Here is a 15,715-nt window from a genome sequence, read left to right as displayed (position 1 = left end):
AAGCAAAATATCTTTAAAAATGGTGATTTTTGGTTTTAAAAATTAATCTATTTGATGAATAGAACACTCTCACTGAGAGTGAGTCCTGAGAGAGATCTAAAATAAAAATTTCCCGGGTCCAACAAGCCATACAGGAGGAAAAAATTTCTCATTTCAAAGCATAAAAGAGGTTTTTGCTTAAATTTTATTCCTCCCCTCTTTACCCAGAAGATAGGTTTAAGATGAGCATGCTGATTTCACGCCTATGAATTGGTGTTGCACGGCATACCCTTCGAAAAGGGTTTTTATTAGCTATGCTCATACCAAATACCCCTGTGTTGTTATGGATTACTTAAAGCAGAAGTGGTGCATCGATTGGTGCATGTTTTATCATCTTCTTGTGAGGGAGGTTTGAGGGGGGTGTTTAATGAAATAATTCATATGACAGACTTTATGAGACGTTAAACTTATGTGTGTCATAATATTTGCCAGAAGTGGCATGTCATGAGGTGTTATATATATTGATGTTTATGTACTTAGTAGGTCATGTGAGTGAATTTTATCGCCTAATTCTATTAAATTAAAATTGATATAAAAGATTAAAGAATAGATTTAAAATATTGGATTGTTTCTTTAAGGCCATCATTTAAATCTACTGAGGGCGACCAATTTAACTGATCTTTAGCCTTTGAGATATCTGGCTTCCTTTGTCTAGGATCATCCTGCGGTAAAGGAAGAAATTCAATCTGAACTGTCTTTCCCATAATCTCCATAATTAAACTTGCAAGCTGCAGCATAGTGATTGGCTGAGGATTACCCAAATTAATAGGGGTCGTCACGGCGTGCCCCTTCTCCATAAGAGACATAATTCCCTTAATCATATCGGAAACATAACAAAAACTTCGAGTTTGAGAACCATCTCCGTATACCGTTATTCTATCACCCCTTAAAGCCTGAACTATAAAGTTACTAACAACTCGCCCATCATCTGGCCTCATTTTCGGGCCATAAGTATTAAAAATGCGGGCCACACAGATCTTAACGCCATATTCTCTATGATAATCGTAGAATAAAGTTTCTGCTGAGCGCTTACCCTCATCATAACAACTGCGAATCCCAATGGGATTAACACGCCCCCAATATTCTTCTGTTTGCATCTCCGTTTCGGGATCCCCATAAACTTCACTTGTAGAAGATTGGAGTATCTTGGCTTCATTGCGCCTCGCTAGCTCTAACATGTTAATACTGCCCATAACATTTGTTTTAATTGTTTGAACAGGATCTGACTGATAATAAACGGGGCTTGCAGGACAAGCTAAATTATAAATTTCATCAATTTCTGCAGAAAGAGGCTCGATAATATCATGTCTTAATAACTCAAAATATGGATCTTTTATTAAGTCTAAAATATTTTCTTTTCGACCTGTAAAGAAATTATCGACACATAATACATCACAATTGCTTTTTAACAATTCCTTACACAGATGGGAGCCCAAAAACCCGGCGCCTCCTGTAACTAATACTCTTTTTCTAAACATTTTTACCTCTCATGAAAATTTGACACTTTTTATATAAGGGATACAAAATTTGCTTCGAAATGACTTTCAAATGATAAGAAAGGGCAAATATCTTTTTCCAAAAGGGAATTTTATATTTTTTGCATATTTCATCAATGCAAATATATATTCGAATAAAATATTTAATTTTTTTGGAAATAGAACCCTCAATTTGGCTTATTCCTGTAGCATGTGTACGATACCTCATTAAAGGAAGCTCAAGATAGAAGTAGGGAAAGGACACCATAAGTTTTGTAAAAAATAAATAATCTTCAGAAGCTTTCAAGATCATACGCTCGTCAAAATTACCAATTTTTTTGATCACGTCTGCACGAACAATGGCCGACGAAAAAGCAACCTTATTATCATAAAGCTGTTTTTCAACGTTTGTGTGTAAATTTTTTGATTGTGACACATCCCCATTATCCGAGAATATTATATAATCCGTATAAATAAGAGCTATATTAGGATTTAAATTAAAACAATCAATTTGCTTTTGAATCTTTTCTGAATCCCATAAATCATCATCATCACAAAAAGCAATATATTCGCCAGCTGCTTTAGAAATTCCATAATTTCTGGGTACTGCTGGTCTACCGGAATGCGGTATTGAAAAAAAATTTATTCTATTATCTGCAACGGACATAACTGTATTGGTGGTTGAATCGTGACTACCATCATCAACAATAATTATTTCTAAATTTTGGTAAGTTTGATTAATGATTGAATTCAGCGTTTGAGATAATAGTGAAGACCTTCTATAAGTTGCAATAACAACTGATACTAAAGAATTTTTTCCCATTTATTAATCTTTAATTAGAATATACGACAGATGATTATTTAAACTAGATTTGACTCTAACAAATCTAAAAGAATTACTTTTGAAAAAAAATTCATATTGCTTTTTTAAATGATAATGATCCCCAAGCTGAGGATGTGGTGGAAAATATATGTCCTGAAAATCTCCCCCCAGATCTTTTAAACTTAACCTATTTAATAATGCAGATTTTTTTTTCAATAATTTTGGAATAAACCGAGAAGTAGCTATGACAGACAAAATGTAATTTATATAACACTTTAAATATAAAAGCCTCGATATAAAAATATCACCAATCATAATTATCACTCCACCCTTTTTAAGAACTCTATAAAGCTCCTTTAAAAGCTTTTTTGGATTATCAGCATGATGAAAGGCTTGACACATTACCACAAAATCCAAACTCTCATCAGGCAAATTAATTTCGTAAAAAGATCCGATACAGAACTTTAATTTATCGGGGTTTACGTCATAGTGTTTTAATACCTTTGGCCCCAAATTTAATAAGAGACTTTCTGACATTTCAAGCGCATAAAATTCCACTATTTGATTGTAGTACTTTTTTAAAATGTACGAGGTCAGCCATAGTGACCCAGCTGCCAGCTCTATACCCTTTCCCTCTACATTCTTTCCTAATTTACTGAGAGTTTTAACACTTCTTTCAAAATCATTTATAAATCCATGATTTGCAATATGGTTCTCAAATTTTGTAAAATCTCCACTTTCAATGTTAAAAAAATCCTCATTGCCAATATTATTCCAATATTCAGAATATTTAATTTGATCAGGGCTTAACCATTTTTCTATTTTTATATACGGGATCATATTATTTTATTCCTAAATTTTTAGAGCAATGAGGGATTTTTAAATTGCATGTTTTCATTTGTTGTTAATTTTAATTATAATTTGATTACCATAATCATATTTTTCGATCAGTGTTTTATACTGCCTATCAATTGCTGTTAAAAATTCAATAAATTTTTGTCCAACTTCGCTTGATTTATCAATATCATCGGATAAATTATTGAGTATGTCATCTCCTCCCACAAGGGAATTTCCTTTAACGGGTCGTTGATTAAAGTTCCAATATAAATGATTAAAAATGCTATATCCTTGCTTTACACTTATTGACGATTTTATGAGTGAATTATTTGCTTTCAGCTTTGCAACTAAAATTTCTATAGATTGTTTTGAATAATAAGCGATTGCGCATTCATCATAGAAAAAATCACGGTAGGCCTTATTTTGCCACACATCCTTTAAGGTATCTTGCACATTAGGGGTAATAAAAATAATTTCACCTCCCTTTTGAAGAAGCGAAAGAATTTTCTGAAAATAATCAATAGGATCCTTAATATATTCGAGGCAATAAAAGGAAAATACTTTTTTAAATTTTATGCCCAAGTTAATAAGTTTATCCAAATTTTCATAACATAAGATATTTAATTCAAATTGAACAAAATTTGAACGAATGGAATTAATTTCTACTCCATACGGTATACAACCAAATTCCTTAAGATGTTTCAAAAAATAGCCCCAAGAGCAGCCGATCTCAAGAATATTTTCTCCAATATCTTCCTTACTAATATACTCATTCATATATGTTTTTGATTGATTGTACCCATTAATGAAATCTTTTTCTTGAGTAGGAATATCTAACCCTGCGGATTCAAGGCGTGTTTTATCTAACTGATTTTGCTCAAGCAAAAAAATATTATCATGATCAAAAAACTCAAAATTACACTCAAGACATATTTGTAAATTTGCCTCTTTTTGAGAACGTAGTCGAACTATTTTAGAAACTGTTGGTTGAGAGCAAATCCAACAAGCTACTGTCATTTTTTGTTAGCCCCTTCCTCATCAGCCCATTGTTTAAAGGCCAGAAGCCCTGAATCAAGATCATATATTGGTGAATATCCTAAATCACGAGTAATTTTTGAAATATCAGCATAACAACCCATCATATCTCCAGGCGTATACCCCGTCGTTTCAACGATGACTTCTTTGTTATAAATACCAATAATTTTGTCAATCAATTCTTTAATCGTGGTCTTTTTTCCGGATCCAACATTAAAAATCTGATTTGAAAAATCATTATTTTTTATACACGCAACCCAGGCTTCAACGACATCATCGATATAGACATGATCTCGAAAGCGATCAAGACTCCCTTGAACGGGAACATAATTGCCTTCTTTAATATAGCTTAAGAATATGCTAACCATACCTTGATCTTTACGCGACAAATCCTGTCCGGGTCCGTAAACATTAAACATTCTTAAAGCATTCCATTTAATACCTAATTTTTCCGCATAAACTTTTAAATAAAGCTCGCCCGTCAATTTCCCAATTCCGTATAATGATTTTGGATCGCAGGGCAAATCTTCACTCAAAATTTCATGATCCGCGTTATCTCCATATACAGTAAAAGATGAAGCAAACAATATCCTAGGAATTTCCCACAACTCACACAATCGAATCATATTCAGTGTCCCTAGGATATTAACCCTTAGATCTTGCTCAGGATTTTTAAAGGAGACTGCACCTGATGACTGGGCAGCTAAATGCAGAACTGTATCTATTCCTCTCCTCTTCAGAACCTTCAATGACTCAAAATCTGCAATATCTGCCCTCAAGACTTCTTTATCTTTAGTCTGCTTTATTATATTGGTTGAAAAGTTATCCAATATAGTGATCTCGTGATTATCTCGCTCAAGACGAGATATAATCTTAGAACCTATATATCCCATTCCTCCCGTAACCAGAATTTTCATGAGGCACTCGCTAATTTATTTTGTAAATTTTCTATAGCTTCTAAAAATTGATTCATCATCTCACTTGGTCCCAAAGTGATTGTGATGTATCGATCCCAAGGAGATGCCCAAGGACCCTTAACATAAATTTTTTGCTCTCGCAGGAAATCAACACACTTTTTTGCCTTTTCGGGTGTTACTAAGTCCATCAATAGATAGTTGCCATTCTTTCCATAAGATTTAATTCCTAAACTTTCTAATCTATGCTTAACTACCTTTTTAGACTCATTAATTTTTTTTGCATAATTTTCTACTATATCAAAGTGATCTAAAAGATACTCAGCCATTGCTGCACTTATTGCATTAGATTCATGTGCAAATCGGGTTTTCGAGAGAAGCTCCATATTTTCAATTGTTGAAATCATATACCCTAATCGAGCTGAGGGAATTCCAAAAGCCTTGGAAAAAGTACGCATGATAACAACATTTTCAAATTCTTGTAGGAGAGGTATGGACGATTCAGCTCCAAAATAATGATAAGCTTCATCAACTACAAGTAAACAGCCTACTTCATGACATTGAGTCGCTAATTTGCGCATCTCTTCTAGGGAAAGGCAGGATTCAATGGGTTGATTAGGGTTAGGAAGAAAGAACATTACTGGTTTTTTTTCCAAAAATGCCTGGAACTGCTCCCAATCAATCGTTAAATCAGCTTTATATCCCACATGAAACATTTCTGCTTGAAAAATCTTAGAATAAATATCATACATTGCATAAGTTGGATAAAGAACTCCTACACAGTCATTTGGCTCAATAAGAACTTCAAATAATGTCTTGATAACTCCGTCAATACCAGAAGACAAGAGAAGCTGATTTTCTTGAACATCAAGATGACGAGCCAATTTTTTATACAAACCTGTTACATCAGGATAAGTACTAAAAAAAGATTTAGGTTTGACATTAAGAACTTTTTGCATAAAGTCATCTGGCCAATTATCTACTTTCTCATTTCTATCCAAACGTAGTCCCTGAATTAGATCGCGTCCTTCGGATACTCTTATACGTTGAATTTCTCTAAGATATTGTTTTTTACTAAGAAACATTTGCATTTCCTTTACTTGGTTTGTAATAAATTTTGAATTAATTGATAATTGGGTGGTTTATAATATGCATTAAAGAAATGTCGAGATCTATTACATATGTCATCATAATAGTCCTTTTCATTTAAAAGCTTGTTAAGCAAGACCACACCTTCCTCTCGATTTTTGATATTCAAAGCCCTATTTGGCATTTTGTCCAGATTAATACGTAAGTCCGAGCCTATAAATATCGCTGGAATCCCCCGCATGCTTGCGTCAAAACAAACAGAGGTCGAATGGTAAAAAATCAAGTACGAATCATTAATAAGATCATTTAAACTTAGATCACTAATTTTACTTTCAAATGCCTTATTAACCAACAAATCCCTTATCGCTTCTCGCGAATTTTTGAGCAAGAATGGGTGAAAATTGACAACTAATCTTATGCTCTTTTGAATAGTAACATCGAGTTGTTCAAGTATTTGGACGACTTTGCTGACAAGTTCAAGAGAATCATTTAATTGAATAGAGGTGCAACATAAAATATTTTTTATGACTGGATCTAAAAATTTTCTTGTTTCTTCGATAGATTGAAACATTTTTTGAAATCTAAAATTACCGACCACAATAGAATTCTGATAATTTAATTCTTTCAACCATTTACCAAAATTGTGATCACTTAAAAGTAGTGTTGGTGCCTTACTTTTCATCGATGCGCGAGACGGATAACAAGTTATGTACTCTTTCGCAATTGGAAAGTGTTGGTATGCAAAGACTTTTTCTCCCAATCCATTCTCCGATAAAGATAAACATAAAAGCTTTTCCCAGGGTTGATTCTCATAAGGGTAAATCACGCAAGGAAAAGCTTTTTCAATCGTCTTACAAATTTTTTTTGAGGCATAAAACACTTCAAGTGCTGCAGGAATTCTTGCTTTTAAGGCATCTTTAAGACAAAACCACTTCCATAAAGGAGATAAATTTACCTCACCTATTTTAAAGGAATACTTAATATACTTTAAAAAGAAAAATGATCGAAAAAAGGATATTAAAACAGCTCTTATACATAGGAAGTCTTGCAAAAAGAGAGTATTCTTGTTCTTTACGAGAGATTCCCGCACAATTTCGGGAAATCGATAAACAAAGTCAAGGGTCTTCCCAATAACAACAACCTTCAAACCTATCTTCTTCAAATGGGAAAGAAGATCTCCAAAATACCTGTCATTGTGCAAAAGTGTTTCTGTTGCGAAAGAATTAGGGCCGCACCAATTAATACATAACACCTCACCTTCCTTTATTAAGGAAAGGGGAATGGGCACTTTTTGGTAAAATCTTATCGTTTTTAGATACAATATTTGATAGAGACTTTGTGCACTTTTTATGCTTTTCTGCCACAACATCCCCAGCAGACGCTTAATAAGAATGCCGTAGTTCACAGAATAATTGACCCGAAACCCATTGGACTTTAAGATTTTGGCATAAAGTAGAACCTGTTCATCATCATCACATATTATTAATACGTCCTCATCTTTTGTCACAGTTTCTTGAATTAATGCTAACGAGTTGAGGATGTATAGCGTAAAATTCTCAAGACACAAGTTATTTTCGGCCAAATCACTTGCAAGCCACAAGGGATTTATATTGGGAATATTCTGGTCCAGATTTATCAAATTATCCCGAACGAGCTCCCAAATTTGTTCTCTTTGCACTCGTAAATGCTTAAGATGCGGAAACCTTTCACTTACCAACTGATAAATCTTATATTCTGCCCCCAGAAAATAAGTAAGATTGAAGTGCTCTGAATTTGCCAATTGATCAATTTTTTTTATATGATAAACAGGGGTCATTTTATGAATTGGTTTTTTTTCTCACAAATAAATGATTATACATGTCCTTATATATCCCGGCAGAAAACACTTCACCTTGCTTTTTAAATTCTAAATCAAAACCACTTGATTGCATAAACTCTAAAACATTCCTATAAGTAGAATGTTTTTCATCAAGCTCTACAAGAACTTCTTTTAAACGTTTATCCTGCAAGGTTTTTTGGGCGCCCTTTAATATTTTATCTTCAATCCCATCAACATCAATTTTTATATAATTAGGGAAAGGCATATTCGGTATATTCAATAATACATCCAACGAATATTCCATTATTCCCTGATTAAATTTAGAATCATAATCCTTTTCTTGCCAATCAATTGGAGAGCCCGCTGAATTTTCAGCTGCACCAAATTTCATATTTTGCATATAAAATTTGCTGAACTGAAACTTATCGGATAGAGCTGCAGAAATCGCCAATACTTTTGAATCCAAATTATTTATGTATATATTTTTGTTAAGAATATATTGATTGGCACTATAAGGCTCAAAAGAAATAACTTGGTGCCCCTTAATTCCTGCATAAAGGCTATATAGACCAACGTTAGCTCCAATATCAAAAAAGGTCCCTTCTTTTTCAAATGAATCGATCCACTCTAATGTTTCCGGCTCTAGATCAAAGAAAGTATTAGCCCTCCAAATGGGCAGTTGTCCCGGACAAAAAAATGTTATTTTACCATACTTTGTTTTAACATCGATATAGCTGCTTAAATTCTCAACAATATCATCTTGTTGTAAACAGCCTTTTTTAAGGCATAAACGCACCAATTCTTTGGTAAGAGTTGCCAAACCGTTTCTTATTATTCTTTTAATCATTTAAGCACCTTATAATTTCTGATTTCTCGAAAATTTCATTTAGTGCAAATCTCGAAAAGTCTATTTGATCTAAGAATTTGTTCTTTTTCCTATTTGCAACAATAATATATATTTTTCTAGAAATCAGCAAAGTTTCTTCGGTAAGACTCATGCGATTTGGGAATTGATTTTTCGTAACATATATCCCAGTGCCTTCATTTTTCCAAATGCCTGCTTCCTCCGGAAAAAGAGAGGCAACATGCCCGTCATCTCCCATACTTAAGACGGTAATAGGTGGATATAACCTTATAATTGAGACGAGCCTATCATTCACGGGAAGATAGTCATAGTTTTTTAAATATGATAAGAAATTCTCTCTCAATTGACGTTCATTACTCATATCATGCTCAACAGGTACACATCTCTCGTCACTTAATCCAAAACTAATTCTCTTCCATGGTAAGGATAACCTCGCAAAATATGGATAAAATGGCTTAATAGAGTTTCCGCCTGGCAATATCCAGGTAGCCCTCTCATAAGATTGAATTTGCTCTTTGAGGTCTTGCGAAACTGCAAGAGCTAAATAGGCACCAGCATCTTGGCTGCAATTAAATGTCTTTGTTTTCAAATCACTACATCTTTAAAACTAGAAATCCTTGGTAACCTTTCAGGAAATGGGTTTGTCATTCCCTTAGCTACCCTTGCTATGAATGAAATTCCAAGAGCAGAAGCAGCCTCATAATCACTGAGACTATCCCCCACAAAGATAGCCTGATCTGGGTTGAGATTATATTGTTTAAGAAGACTTTCCCCAGCTTCCGTTTTGGTGTAAGGAGCACCATACATAGTTTTAAAGAATTGACTTAACCCTCGTTTACAACAGATCAATTCTAATTCTTTCTGAGGAGTGGCTGACAACAAAAATGCAGGAATATTTTTCGCGCAAATTGTTTCAAGGAAATCCATAATTCCATCCACCATTGGGCACTCAAGAATTTTTGCGAAAACAATTTCTGCAAATCTTTCACTGAGCCTGTTTTGCTCGTCTATTTCACACTTTTTACGTAGGAATTGCCAATGAATTTCTCGAAACTTAATAGCCCTTGTGATCCCTTGATGAGCAAGATGAAATTCTTTGGCCTTCTCAGCGATCTCTCTCCCATAGGAGAGATATATCTCGTAAAAAGCTTCTGTTTTTATGGTTGTAGATTCAACCACAACTCCATCAAAATCTAGAAAAACAGCTTGAAGATTTTCAGGTAATATATTTTTCATGAACTTCTTCCATGCAATTTAATAGACCTTGGCCAAATTCCATGTATTGTGAACTCAATATTTTCTTTGAAACTTGCGGCTTAAAGACATATGGAGTAAATTTATATCTTCCATGAAGCTGATCAATCTCCGGTTGTTGCTGATGAATCTCAATATTCCCCCCCAGCATTTCACAAATCATTGCCAGCAAATCGCCCCGTGTAATAGGTTGGTGGCCTGTCAACATAACGTGGGTATTCATATGCTCAGGCGCTAAAAGATCTACGCTCATTCGAGCCGCATCGTAAACATGGATATAATCTCTCTTTTCATCGGGACTATAGCCAATCTCAATCTTTTTTTCTAAAATAGCTTGCTTTAAAATTCTATGAATTAGGTTGTTATCATCCGCACGGGGACCATAGAGAGATCCATATCGAAGAATGGTATAATTAACATTATAATTCTTCTGATACTCTTCGATAATCAGTTCGCATGCTTGCTTACTCACTCGATAAAAACCGCCCGCATTTGAATAAACATAAATGGTAGAAGCAAAAAGGAAGCGCTCTACTTTATGGTACCGACAAGCCTCCAATATATTAGTTGTCCCAACTATATTTAATTCAAGAGTGCGCTGTGGTTCCTGAAAGCCTATTTCTATGTCTGGTTGACCTGCCAGATGATAAACATAGTCCTGGCCTTCAATTGCTCTACAAACTGCCTCTGAATCAAGAATATCACCTTGAATGAAAATTTGATTTTTATTGAGATAGGCAGATGGTACGATATCAAACACAGTTGTTTGAATTCCTTCTTTTGTCAGCGCGTCTACTACATGGCTTCCTATAAACCCAGATCCCCCAAAAACAATAGCTTTTTTCATACTAATTTTCCCTAAAATTAAAACCAGGCAATGCCCTCAGTAAGGGCTTATTTTGTATAAAGCGAAGGATATCCTCACTAACCTGATTTTCCATAATTTCTCGAACTTCCTGTGTCATAGAACCAATATGGGATGTTAGAAGACAATTTTCCAGCCTATTTAAGGGCCCCTGATAAGGTTCATGATTAAATACATCTAATGCAGCAGCTGCTATATGTTTGCTTGAGAGAAACTCATAAAGAGCTTCTTCATCAACAATGCCTCCGCGAGCTGTATTAACTAAATAGCTTCCTGGCTTCATTCTCTGAAGCAATGCCGGTCCTACTAAGTTGCGTGTGTGATCCGTCAAGGGAAGGTGTAAAGAAACTAAGTCAGAAATTTCAAATAATGCATTCAATTCAACTTTTGTCGCCCCTGAAGCAAAGTCTACAAAAGGATCGTAAAAATAAATTTGGATATCTGGATAGAGTGATTTTAAAATATGGATGAGGCGCGCCCCAATCCGACCAGCTCCCACAATACCAATAATCATAGAAGAGAGCATTTTTCCCATATACCTCTGCCAATCCCCTCCATGCATTTTTCTATCAATCTGACTAATATTTTTAATCAAATTCAGCATCAGAGTTAATGTAAACTCTGGAATGGCTTTTGCTGGCGCTTCAGGAGTATAGGAAATACTGATTTGTTTTTCTTTTACCGCCTCAAGATCAATACTATCTACCCCGCCCCCTACTCGTGCAATTAACTTTAAACGCTGAGCTTGTTTTAATACTTCTCTTGATATTTTTTCAGTTCCAGCGATAAGGATGTCAGCATCCTGAATTAAAACACTTAATAGTGTTTCATCATAACGAACAGAATTTTCATTTAGCGATATAGCAACTTTTTCCTTTAAAAGGAGCAATGCTTTTGGCGATGCTTGACCGAAGCCAATATTAGAAACGAGAACTTTAAGCATATTTTCGCATTAAAGAATCTGTTTTTAGAATCTCACAAGCTCTTTCAAGATCGGAAGGAACATCTACAGCAACTGTCTCCTGATCTGTATACACAACTCTTAAAGATAATCCATGCTCAAGAACTCTCAACATATCAATCGACTCTATCTTTTCAAGGGGTGTTTGTGGGAGCTGGCTAAAGTGCGCTAAAAATGATTTTGCAAAGCCAATTACACCTGTTTGTTGATAGGCTGGAGCTTGTGAATCGCGATACTTAGAAGGGATGGGCGCGCGCGAGAGATAAAGTGCCCTTTGATCTGGCGAAGAAACAACCTTAACGACGTTTGGATCGATATGATCTGCCTGCGTATAAATACGTGATAAAAGATTCACAACTAACGTCGTTTTAGCTTGATAATCCTCAATAACCATATCTAGCATTTCAGGAGTAACAAGAATTTCATCTCCTTGAACCATAAGAATAAAATCATTGTCATTTAATGAAAAGTCTAATTTTTCAACGGCTTCACTGACACGATCTGTGCATCTTTCATGTTCTACGCTCGTCATAATTGCTGGAATTCCGTACTTTTGACAAACATCTATAATCTCAACATCACATGTTGCAACGGCAACATAGTCTAGATTTTGGCTCAAAAGGCACCTTTTTGCGATATGAATCAAAACTGGCATTCCGCACGCATCCGCTAATGGCTTACCGGGAAATCGGGAAGATCCAAGACGAGCTGGTATAATGCATATTTTTTTCATGTTTTTATTCCCTTTAAAGCGTGACGCAGTGCCACAACATCAGTTCCATAAGCAACAAAATCATAACCTTCCTGGCATCTTTTTTTTAATTCTCCCAAATCAGGTTGAACTTGATGATATCCTATACTTTTATTATTTGTCTTGGCCGTTTGAAAAATGTGATTTACATATTCTAAAAACTCTGGATCCTCAAATTGTCCTGCTTTACCCAAACTTGCTGACAAATCGTAGGGCCCAACCATAACACCGTCTAGAAAAGGTGATTTTATAATTTCATCAATATTTTGAGCCCCGATCCTTGTTTCTATTTGAGCAATAATTTGAGGTTGAAAATTTTCAAAATGCTCTTTTAATTGTTCTCCCCATAAATTTGCCCGTACCAACCCTAATCCTCTTTTGCCCTTAGGCGGAAAAAAACAATGTGAAGCAAATTGATCAAAAAATTTTCTCTCTTCAACAACTGGCAAAATAACACCTTGGGCCCCCGCATCAAGCATACGACGTGCCAAATAAGGATCCATAAAGGGTAATCTAACATAAGGTTTACATCCATATTTTTCCGCGGCAATAAAAATTGCTTCGGCTTCCTGAGTTGTTAGAGATGTATGCTCCAGATCTACAACTACCCAGTCAAATCCTAAGCTAACCATTGCGACAGTGACTTGGGGTGAAGGAAGCATTTGCCAAGCGGCAAGAAACGGTTTTTTATCTAATTTACTCATAAATAATTATCTCTACAGATGTTGTTGTCGTCATAAAATTATTCCTATCTTTATCGTTAAGTCATTAGAAAAATAAAATTATTATTTATAGGCAGGGGTATTATATATTGCACCAAATAAAATCAAATGTTTCATAAGGAAAAGGGATAAATTCTAGCGAAAATTGCTGCGCATTAATAATATCCGAAAATTTAGTGAGATCATCATTTCGTTTTGCGCTCTAAACATTGAATGGGCTGATATCTATTGATTCAAAATTTTTGGCACCATGAGTGGCCATAAATAAACTTACCCGCCCATTTCCGCCACCGGCATCTAAACACTTCTTACCTGTACATAACGCACCGGGATCAATTGAATTTCTTTTAAATCGTAACTCAAAGGGCTCTATAAATTTTTCAATCTCTTTAACGATCATAAAGAGCAAATGTGGCTCCAAAGACATCATCATGTAAATGTTCAATATTGTCAGCCAATTTTATATCCCCCTCATACTAACTTCTTGTATAGGCTTTCAATATTTGCCTCAAAATTGCCTGAATCCACAAATTGTTGTATATATTCCAGCGTATAATCTTGTGACATTTTATTTAAATATGCTTTATTCTCAAAAAAATTCAATACATTTTCAAATTTTGTAAAATAATAACTAGAGTGTGTTAGAGTCTCATCCTCACCCCAAAACTTGATGACAGAATTATAGGCAATAATTGGTTTTTTTAGATACATAGCCTCAAACATCCCTGTCGAAGGCCGATTTGTTATAAAATAATCTCCTGCATTCGTAAGAGTAGAAAGATGAATATCCCTTACAATTTTTACATTCGGCAAATTTAATTTAGATATATATAATTCAATAGAGTTCTTTGGACTATTTTTGTCACTATGAAATTTAAGGATAAGTTGAATATTTCTATTTTGCTCAAATTTCATTACTATTTTCTTTAAATTCTGGTACTCTACAAAATCACCTTCTGAATTAAAGCAATTATAAAAGAAATGGTGAAAAACCCCTGGGATTTGGAATATAAAAGTAGGTAATTTTGGGTTAAAATTAAAAATTTTGCATAAATCGCTTTTCTCTAATTTTCTATTAATTTCTTTAAGCTTATTATTTCCTACAACATGTATATTTAATGGCAAATTGGGATAATGAACTTTGATATAATTCTTGACGCCTTGGCCATATACTAAATAATCAGTTGCCACTAATAAATCAACGTAATAGAACATTTTTTCGGGATGTTGACCCATTGCACCATGTTGCAGAATGAAAACTTTTTTATTTTTTTTCTTAAAAGCTTGTGCCAAAATTTTATGCTCGGGAACAAGCCCAACAGACATTTCTAAAAACCGAGGATTATATTTTTCTATCAAATTAATTGAATTGATATAATAATTTATGTAATTATCTATTTTTGCAATAATACATTTTTCGATTTTTACACGCAATATTTTTACAAAATTTTTATCAAAATATTCTTGAAATTTATCAAAAATTTCATCGCTTTTTTTAATACAATTATTGGTATTATAAGGATATTTTAAAACCGCTAAACTGCTAATGTCTATTTTTCTTAACTTACATTTATTAGCAACAGATATTGAAATTAGGGGGTGAATTGAAAAATAGTTTTTATCAAATTTTTTGTTATATATCGCTTTTATCTCTCTTATTACTTTATTATATATTCTTTGCATCATCGATATAGAAATAATGCTATGGATAGGTTTAGAGTAATTATCCTGCATCACTCCGTAATTATTATTGGCTTCATTAATACAATTTATTTCTGTTATATTTAGAAGGGAAAAGCAATTTTTTAAAACATACCCAACAACAGTCTCCTCTGTACGCCATTCCAATTCATTAGTCTGCAGTTTGGCCCTATAGAAGTAAATAATATTTTTTGGCTTATATTTTTTTATAAGAAAATCACAGCAATGATAGATCCAATTAAGATAATCAAGCAGTATTTTTAGATAGTAATAATTGTATAAAAAAGGTGTTATATTAAATTTTTTGGCAACAGGGTTGCTTGTTTGAATAATTTTATCTAATTCATTACACACTTTTTCTAACTTTTCAAATTCCTGACGCGAAATATTAAAATATGCATTATAGTCAAGCTCAGCATCTAAGTTAACAAATTCTATCCCTTGAGATTCAAGATAGGCAGCTACAGTGACATTCCCAGCGACTATAATATAATTTGAATGCGTTTTCAGTATGTCTAGAGCTTGTTGGAGCTGTTCTGGAAACTCAATAAATAAAAGAACCACT

General features: G+C 34.0%; 16 protein-coding genes. All 16 read right to left on the bottom strand.

Annotation, left to right across the window (positions count from 1 at the left end; genetic code table 11):
* Window positions 1–578 precede the first annotated feature (578 nt).
* The 16 genes from FJX03_00765 to FJX03_00690 all read right to left on the bottom strand — a co-directional run bounded on the left by FJX03_00765 (window position 579) and on the right by FJX03_00690 (window position 15,714).
* On the bottom strand, window positions 579–1,517 hold the full coding sequence (locus FJX03_00765) for an SDR family oxidoreductase (GenBank protein ID MBM3632230.1): 939 nt from the start codon (window positions 1,515–1,517) through the stop codon (window positions 579–581).
* Entirely contained in the window at window positions 1,510–2,337 is an 828-nt protein-coding gene (locus tag FJX03_00760) for a glycosyltransferase (GenBank protein MBM3632229.1), read from the bottom strand. Before FJX03_00760 ends, FJX03_00765 begins: the two co-directional genes overlap by 8 nt.
* A gap of 3 nt (window positions 2,338–2,340) precedes the next feature.
* Complete coding sequence (locus FJX03_00755; GenBank protein ID MBM3632228.1) at window positions 2,341–3,177, bottom strand: class I SAM-dependent methyltransferase; 837 nt, start codon at window positions 3,175–3,177, stop codon at window positions 2,341–2,343.
* 54 nt (window positions 3,178–3,231) lie between these two features.
* Window positions 3,232–4,191 (bottom strand): class I SAM-dependent methyltransferase, encoded by a 960-nt coding sequence (locus FJX03_00750; protein ID MBM3632227.1) that lies wholly within the window; start codon window positions 4,189–4,191, stop codon window positions 3,232–3,234.
* Entirely contained in the window at window positions 4,188–5,126 is a 939-nt protein-coding gene (locus tag FJX03_00745) for an NAD-dependent epimerase/dehydratase family protein (GenBank protein MBM3632226.1), read from the bottom strand. Before FJX03_00745 ends, FJX03_00750 begins: the two co-directional genes overlap by 4 nt.
* Window positions 5,123–6,214 carry a histidinol-phosphate aminotransferase family protein gene (locus FJX03_00740; protein MBM3632225.1) on the bottom strand — a complete coding sequence of 364 codons (1,092 nt, stop codon included), beginning with the start codon at window positions 6,212–6,214 and terminating at the stop codon, window positions 5,123–5,125. Before FJX03_00740 ends, FJX03_00745 begins: the two co-directional genes overlap by 4 nt.
* Before the next feature lie 5 nt (window positions 6,215–6,219).
* The gene (locus tag FJX03_00735; protein ID MBM3632224.1) at window positions 6,220–7,890 is read right to left on the bottom strand and encodes a hypothetical protein; all 1,671 of its coding nucleotides are present in this window, start codon (window positions 7,888–7,890) and stop codon (window positions 6,220–6,222) included.
* Between the two features lie 139 nt (window positions 7,891–8,029).
* Window positions 8,030–8,878 (bottom strand): FkbM family methyltransferase, encoded by an 849-nt coding sequence (locus tag FJX03_00730; GenBank protein MBM3632223.1) that lies wholly within the window; start codon window positions 8,876–8,878, stop codon window positions 8,030–8,032.
* On the bottom strand, window positions 8,871–9,485 hold the full coding sequence (locus FJX03_00725; protein ID MBM3632222.1) for a hypothetical protein: 615 nt from the start codon (window positions 9,483–9,485) through the stop codon (window positions 8,871–8,873). Before FJX03_00725 ends, FJX03_00730 begins: the two co-directional genes overlap by 8 nt.
* Entirely contained in the window at window positions 9,482–10,132 is a 651-nt protein-coding gene (locus FJX03_00720; protein ID MBM3632221.1) for an HAD family hydrolase, read from the bottom strand. The genes FJX03_00725 and FJX03_00720 overlap by 4 nt, the downstream gene beginning before the upstream one ends.
* Window positions 10,113–10,997 carry an NAD(P)-dependent oxidoreductase gene (locus FJX03_00715; GenBank protein MBM3632220.1) on the bottom strand — a complete coding sequence of 295 codons (885 nt, stop codon included), beginning with the start codon at window positions 10,995–10,997 and terminating at the stop codon, window positions 10,113–10,115. The genes FJX03_00720 and FJX03_00715 overlap by 20 nt, the downstream gene beginning before the upstream one ends.
* Before the next feature lies 1 nt (window position 10,998).
* Window positions 10,999–11,958, bottom strand: coding sequence for a lactate dehydrogenase (locus tag FJX03_00710; GenBank protein MBM3632219.1), 960 nt, complete (start codon window positions 11,956–11,958; stop codon window positions 10,999–11,001).
* On the bottom strand, window positions 11,951–12,709 hold the full coding sequence (gene kdsB, locus FJX03_00705; GenBank protein ID MBM3632218.1) for a 3-deoxy-manno-octulosonate cytidylyltransferase: 759 nt from the start codon (window positions 12,707–12,709) through the stop codon (window positions 11,951–11,953). The genes FJX03_00710 and kdsB overlap by 8 nt, the downstream gene beginning before the upstream one ends.
* On the bottom strand, window positions 12,706–13,431 hold the full coding sequence (locus FJX03_00700; GenBank protein MBM3632217.1) for a hypothetical protein: 726 nt from the start codon (window positions 13,429–13,431) through the stop codon (window positions 12,706–12,708). The genes kdsB and FJX03_00700 overlap by 4 nt, the downstream gene beginning before the upstream one ends.
* A gap of 220 nt (window positions 13,432–13,651) precedes the next feature.
* The gene (locus FJX03_00695) at window positions 13,652–13,882 is read right to left on the bottom strand and encodes a hypothetical protein (protein MBM3632216.1); all 231 of its coding nucleotides are present in this window, start codon (window positions 13,880–13,882) and stop codon (window positions 13,652–13,654) included.
* A gap of 38 nt (window positions 13,883–13,920) precedes the next feature.
* Complete coding sequence (locus tag FJX03_00690; protein MBM3632215.1) at window positions 13,921–15,714, bottom strand: hypothetical protein; 1,794 nt, start codon at window positions 15,712–15,714, stop codon at window positions 13,921–13,923.
* Between the last annotated feature and the right edge of the window lies 1 nt (window position 15,715).

This window comes from Alphaproteobacteria bacterium, assembly GCA_016870095.1.
In the GTDB taxonomy this organism is placed as follows: Bacteria; Pseudomonadota; Alphaproteobacteria; order Paracaedibacterales; family VGCI01; genus VGCI01.
Note: the sequence above shows the minus strand (reverse complement) of the source record. Positions and strands in the feature narration are given on the sequence as shown.

Coding starts and splice junctions, on each gene's coding strand:
- FJX03_00750 (MBM3632227.1), bottom strand. CDS start 4,191: ATGACAGTAGCTTGTTGGATTTGCTCTCAACCAACAGTTTCTAAAATA.
- FJX03_00710 (MBM3632219.1), bottom strand. CDS start 11,958: ATGCTTAAAGTTCTCGTTTCTAATATTGGCTTCGGTCAAGCATCGCCA.
- FJX03_00695 (MBM3632216.1), bottom strand. CDS start 13,882: ATGATGATGTCTTTGGAGCCACATTTGCTCTTTATGATCGTTAAAGAG.
- FJX03_00715 (MBM3632220.1), bottom strand. CDS start 10,997: ATGAAAAAAGCTATTGTTTTTGGGGGATCTGGGTTTATAGGAAGCCAT.
- FJX03_00760 (MBM3632229.1), bottom strand. CDS start 2,337: ATGGGAAAAAATTCTTTAGTATCAGTTGTTATTGCAACTTATAGAAGG.
- FJX03_00745 (MBM3632226.1), bottom strand. CDS start 5,126: ATGAAAATTCTGGTTACGGGAGGAATGGGATATATAGGTTCTAAGATT.
- FJX03_00740 (MBM3632225.1), bottom strand. CDS start 6,214: ATGCAAATGTTTCTTAGTAAAAAACAATATCTTAGAGAAATTCAACGT.
- FJX03_00720 (MBM3632221.1), bottom strand. CDS start 10,132: ATGAAAAATATATTACCTGAAAATCTTCAAGCTGTTTTTCTAGATTTT.
- FJX03_00730 (MBM3632223.1), bottom strand. CDS start 8,878: ATGATTAAAAGAATAATAAGAAACGGTTTGGCAACTCTTACCAAAGAA.
- FJX03_00765 (MBM3632230.1), bottom strand. CDS start 1,517: ATGTTTAGAAAAAGAGTATTAGTTACAGGAGGCGCCGGGTTTTTGGGC.
- FJX03_00700 (MBM3632217.1), bottom strand. CDS start 13,431: ATGAGTAAATTAGATAAAAAACCGTTTCTTGCCGCTTGGCAAATGCTT.
- FJX03_00755 (MBM3632228.1), bottom strand. CDS start 3,177: ATGATCCCGTATATAAAAATAGAAAAATGGTTAAGCCCTGATCAAATT.
- kdsB (MBM3632218.1), bottom strand. CDS start 12,709: ATGAAAAAAATATGCATTATACCAGCTCGTCTTGGATCTTCCCGATTT.